Raw genomic sequence first — 5332 nt, 5'->3', positions numbered from 1 at the left:
TACTCACATTGATGAGTATTAAAAATTATAATGTTAAAAGTCTTATATCTTATAGTAGATATACAACATATTAAGTACAAGTACTTAATAAGATAGTAAACCAAGAAATAGTTTAAAAAAAGCCAAACGATCTATTAGTACTAGTCAGCTAAACGTCTTACAACGCTTACACACCTAGCCTATCAACCTTGTAGTCTTCAAGGGATCTTCAGGGAAAGTTCATCTCAGAGTTGGCTTCGAGCTTAGATGCTTTCAGCTCTTATCACATCCGTACATAGCTACCCAACGGTGCCCTTGGCAGAACAATTGGTACACTAGTGGTACGTTCATCCCGGTCCTCTCGTACTAGGGACAAATCTCTTCAACTTTCCTACGCCCACGGAAGATAGGGACCGAACTGTCTCACGACGTTCTGAACCCAGCTCGCGTACCGCTTTAAATGGCGAACAGCCATACCCTTGGGACCTGCTCCAGCCCCAGGATGCGATGAGCCGACATCGAGGTGCCAAACCTCCCCGTCGATGTGAGCTCTTGGGGGAGATCAGCCTGTTATCCCCGGCGTACCTTTTATCCTTTGAGCGATGGCCCTTCCACACAGAACCACCGGATCACTATGACCGACTTTCGTCTCTGTTCGACTTGTATGTCTCACAGTCAAGCTAGTTTATGCCATTATACTCAACTGGCGATTTCCATCCGCCATGAACTAACCTTTGTAAGCCTCCGTTACTTTTTAGGAGGCGACCGCCCCAGTCAAACTACCCACCAGACATTGTCCTGAACGAGGATAACTCGTCCCAGTTAGTAACTCAAATATTCAAGGGTGGTATCTCAAGGATGGCTCACACAGTACTGGCGTCCTGTGATCAAAGCCTCCCACCTATCCTGCACATGAATATCCAAGCTACAGTGTCAAGCTGTAGTAAAGGTGCACGGGGTCTTTCCGTCTTTCCGCGGGTAGGAGGAATTTTCACCTCCACTACAATTTCACTGGATCCCTGGTTGAGACAGCTCCCATCTCGTTACGCCATTCATGCAGGTCGGTATTTAACCGACAAGGAATTTCGCTACCTTAGGACCGTTATAGTTACGGCCGCCGTTTACTCGGGCTTCAATCAAATGCTTCGCACAAGTGCTTACATCATCAGTTAACCTTCGAGCACCGGGCAGGCGTCACACCTTATACATCCACTTACGTGTTAGCAAAGTGCTGTGTTTTTGGTAAACAGTCGGGAGGGACTCTTTGTTGCAACCTCTTTAGCTTTCGAGAGTAAATCTCTATACCAAAGTAGGCACACCTTATACCGAAGATACGGTGCTAGTTTGCAGAGTTCCTTAACCAGGGTTCTTCCACGCGCCTTAGAATACTCATCCCACCCACCTGTGTCGGTTTACGGTACGGGCAACATACAATATACTTAGTGGCTTTTCTTGGCACGACAGTATCATCGATTCTGTATTAGTTCCGAAGAACGGCAACAGCCTGTAAGATCTCGGTCGAATGTATCCCGGATTTGCCTAAGATACAACCTACATCCTTCGAGCCACACTTCCATCAGTGACCTCGATTAACTCTATGCGTCCCCACATCGCGCTTGTATGTTGGTATTGGAATATTAACCAATTTGCCATCGTCTACCCCTTTCGGACTCGACTTAGGACCCGACTAACCCTACGATGACGAGCATCGCGTAGGAAACCTTGGGTTTTCGGCGAAGAGGATTCTCACCTCTTTTCTCGCTACTCATGCCTGCATGCTCACTTCTATCCGCTCCAACGCTCCTTACCGGTACATCTTCAACGCTGAATAGAACGCTCTCCTACCACTCAGTAAACTGAGTCTAAAGCTTCGGTGTACATCTTAGCCCCGTTATATTTTCCGCGCAGAATCACTAGACCAGTGAGCTGTTACGCTTTCTTTAAAGGGTGGCTGCTTCTAAGCCAACCTCCTGGTTGTCACAGTAACTCCACATCGTTTTCCACTTAGATGTAACTTTGGGACCTTAGCTGTTAGTCTGGGTTGTTCCCCTCTCGACATAGGATTTTATCACCCTACGCCTGACTCCCTAGATTACACATGTAGTATTCGAAGTTTGATAGGGTTTGGTACCGCGGTGAGCAGCCCTAGCCCAGTCAGAGCTCTACCCCTACATGCTACTACTAGAGGCTATACCTAAATATATTTCGGAGAGAACCAGCTATCACGAAGTTTGATTGGCCTTTCACCCCTATCCACAGGTCATCCGAGGACTTTTCAACGCCCACCGGTTCGGTCCTCCACTGGCTCTTACACCAGCTTCAACCTGCCCATGGATAGATCACTTCGTTTCGGGTCTGCAGCATCTGACTAAATCGCCCTATTAAGACTCGCTTTCGCTACGGCTTCGTACTTGACTTAACCTTGCCAGACACCACAACTCGCAGGCTCATTATGCAAAAGGCAGTCCGTCACCCTGATAAATCATAGGGCTCCGAATGATTGTAAGCTAATGGTTTCAGGTTCTATTTCACTCTCCTCGCTGGAGTACTTTTCACCTTTCCCTCACGGTACTTGTTCACTATCGATCTGTAAGTAGTATTTAGGGTTGGAGGGTGGTCCCCCCGGATTCAGACAAAATATCACGTGTTCCGTCCTACTCAGGATACCAATAGAGCTATCGAAAATTTCGTATACAGGAGTATCACCTTCTATGCTGTAGCTTTCCAACTACTTCTACTATCTTCTTTAGTCTCATGTTATGGTCCTACAACCCCCTATGCAAGCATAGGGTTTGCCCTAATCCGCGTTCGCTCGCCGCTACTAACGGAATCTCTGTTGATTTCTCTTCCTGTGGTTACTGAGATGTTTCACTTCACCACGTTCGCCTCCCCTAAGGGATAACATATATCGCTATATGCTGGGTTGTCCCATTCGGAAATCTCTGGATCAATGCCTCTTGGCGGCTCCCCAAAGCTTATCGCAGCCTAGTACGTCCTTCATCGCCTCTTACAGTCTAGGCATCCACCATTAGCCCTTAATAGCTTATTTTATTTGAGAATAAAGTAATTTCTTACTTTAACCTTTTTGAATAATTATTCCTTGGCTACTATCTTATTAAATACTTTTAATAAGTTAGTTGTGTCTATCTATTTTATTAGATATGAAATTTTTTGTTTTTTAAATCATCTTCATACGAAAGATATTGATTTAAACGAAAAAATTAAAGACTTTAACATTATGTTTTTAAATATCATGCTAGCTTTAAAAATATACATTTTTAAAGGTAACGCATTTTGGTTGTAAAAAACCAAATATAAATTCAAAATTCTTTGAACTTATATTTAGTTTTTAAATAGATGGTGGAGATAAGCGGGATCGAACCGCTGACCTCCTGCGTGCAAGGCAGGCGCTCTCCCAGCTGAGCTATATCCCCAACATTTAACCTATAACTTTTATAAGATTATTTATAATGGTGGGCCTACCAGGACTTGAACCTGGGACCTCACGATTATCAGTCGAGCGCTCTAGCCAGCTGAGCTATAGGCCCATTTGTCACCTATTTTAAATAACCTTTATAAACCGAACATGAACTTACGTTTTTGCTATCTTTGATAGCTTTGGAAGTTAGAAACGAATCTAACTTCTCTTCTCTGAAAGGAGGTGATCCAACCGCAGGTTCACCTACGGTTACCTTGTTACGACTTCACCCCAGTCGCTGAATCCACTGTGGAGGGTAGCTATCTTAGCATCCCCGCTTCGAATGAGTTCAACTCCCATGGTGTGACGGGCGGTGAGTACAAGACCCGGGAACGTATTCACCGTAGCATTGCTGATCTACGATTACTAGCGATTCCAACTTCATGCACTCGAGTTGCAGAGTACAATCCGAACTGGGAGATATTTTTGAGATTTGCTCCACCTCGCGGTATCGCGGCTCTTTGTATACCCCATTGTAGCACGTGTGTAGCCCTGGACGTAAGGGCCATGATGACTTGACGTCGTCCACACCTTCCTCCTGGTTGCCCAGGCAGTCTCGTTAGAGTTCTCAGCCGAACTGTTAGCAACTAACGACGTGGGTTGCGCTCGTTGCGGGACTTAACCCAACATCTCACGACACGAGCTGACGACAGCCGTGCAGCACCTGTCCTACAGTTTCTGCAAGCAGACACCAATCAATCTCTTGAAAGTTCTGTAAATGTCAAGTCCAGGTAAGGTTCTTCGCGTATCGTCGAATTAAACCACATGCTCCACCGCTTGTGCGGGTCCCCGTCTATTCCTTTGAGTTTTAATCTTGCGACCGTACTCCCCAGGCGGTACACTTAATGTGTTAACTGCATTACTGCCATGTCTAGCATGGCAACAACTAGTGTACATCGTTTAGGGCGTGGACTACCAGGGTATCTAATCCTGTTTGCTCCCCACGCTTTCGCGTCTCAGCGTCAGTAATGTTCCAGTAGATCGCCTTCGCAATCGGTATTCCTTCTGATCTCTACGGATTTTACCCCTACACCAGAAATTCCATCTACCTCTCCCATACTCTAGGTTACCAGTTTCAAAAGCAGTTCTATGGTTGAGCCATAGGATTTCACTTCTGACTTAATAACCCGCCTACACGCTCTTTACGCCCAGTGATTCCGAGTAACGCTTGCACCCTCCGTATTACCGCGGCTGCTGGCACGGAGTTAGCCGGTGCTTATTCATATAGTACCGTCATTATCTTCCTATATAAAAGGAGTTTACGCTCCGAAAAGTGTCATCCTCCACGCGGCGTTGCTGCATCAGAGTTTCCTCCATTGTGCAATATTCCCCACTGCTGCCTCCCGTAGGAGTCTGGACCGTGTCTCAGTTCCAGTGTGACTGATCATCCTCTCAAACCAGTTAGGCGTCATTGACTTGGTGAGCCATTACCTCACCAACTATCTGATACCATACAGTCCCATCCTCTAGCACTAAAGCGTTTCCCCAGCATACTTATGTATTATGGGCATATAGGGCATTAGCAGTCGTTTCCAACTGTTATTCCTTTCTAGAGGGCAGGTTAACTATACATTACTCACCCGTGCGCCACTTAGCTGACAGTTTAGTAAACTAAACCCGTTCTCGTTCGACTTGCATGTGTTAGGCACGCCGCCAGCGTTCACTCTGAGCCAGGATCAAACTCTCCATAAAAAAATTTGATTCTCTGACCATTTTTAGTAACTCTATAGTTACAAAAATAAATCTCATTGTAAAAGCATAAGCTTTGTTATTAAAATAGACAAGGATATATTTACAATATATTCTTGTTTGTTGTAATTTCATATTCGGTTTATAAAAGTTATTTACAAACCTTCTAAATTTTAAAAGATCTCC

The 5332-nt window shown here is 45.2% G+C and carries 2 tRNA genes and 2 rRNA genes; all 4 read right to left on the bottom strand.

Annotated elements, in window-relative coordinates:
- Window positions 1-113: 113 nt before the first annotated feature.
- The 4 genes from CRV03_RS13825 to CRV03_RS13810 all read right to left on the bottom strand — a co-directional run bounded on the left by CRV03_RS13825 (window position 114) and on the right by CRV03_RS13810 (window position 5149).
- Window positions 114-3028: ribosomal RNA gene (locus tag CRV03_RS13825) — 23S ribosomal RNA — on the bottom strand.
- A gap of 309 nt (window positions 3029-3337) precedes the next feature.
- Window positions 3338-3413: transfer RNA gene (locus tag CRV03_RS13820), tRNA-Ala, on the bottom strand.
- Between the two features lie 37 nt (window positions 3414-3450).
- Window positions 3451-3527 (bottom strand) — tRNA-Ile (locus tag CRV03_RS13815).
- Window positions 3528-3633: 106 nt separating this feature from the next.
- A 16S ribosomal RNA gene (locus tag CRV03_RS13810) occupies window positions 3634-5149 on the bottom strand.
- Together the 16S and 23S rRNA genes with 2 tRNA genes alongside form the textbook arrangement of a ribosomal RNA operon.
- Between the last annotated feature and the right edge of the window lie 183 nt (window positions 5150-5332).

This window comes from Arcobacter sp. F155, assembly GCF_004116455.1.
In the GTDB taxonomy this organism is placed as follows: Bacteria; Campylobacterota; Campylobacteria; order Campylobacterales; family Arcobacteraceae; genus Halarcobacter.
Note: the sequence above shows the minus strand (reverse complement) of the source record. Positions and strands in the feature narration are given on the sequence as shown.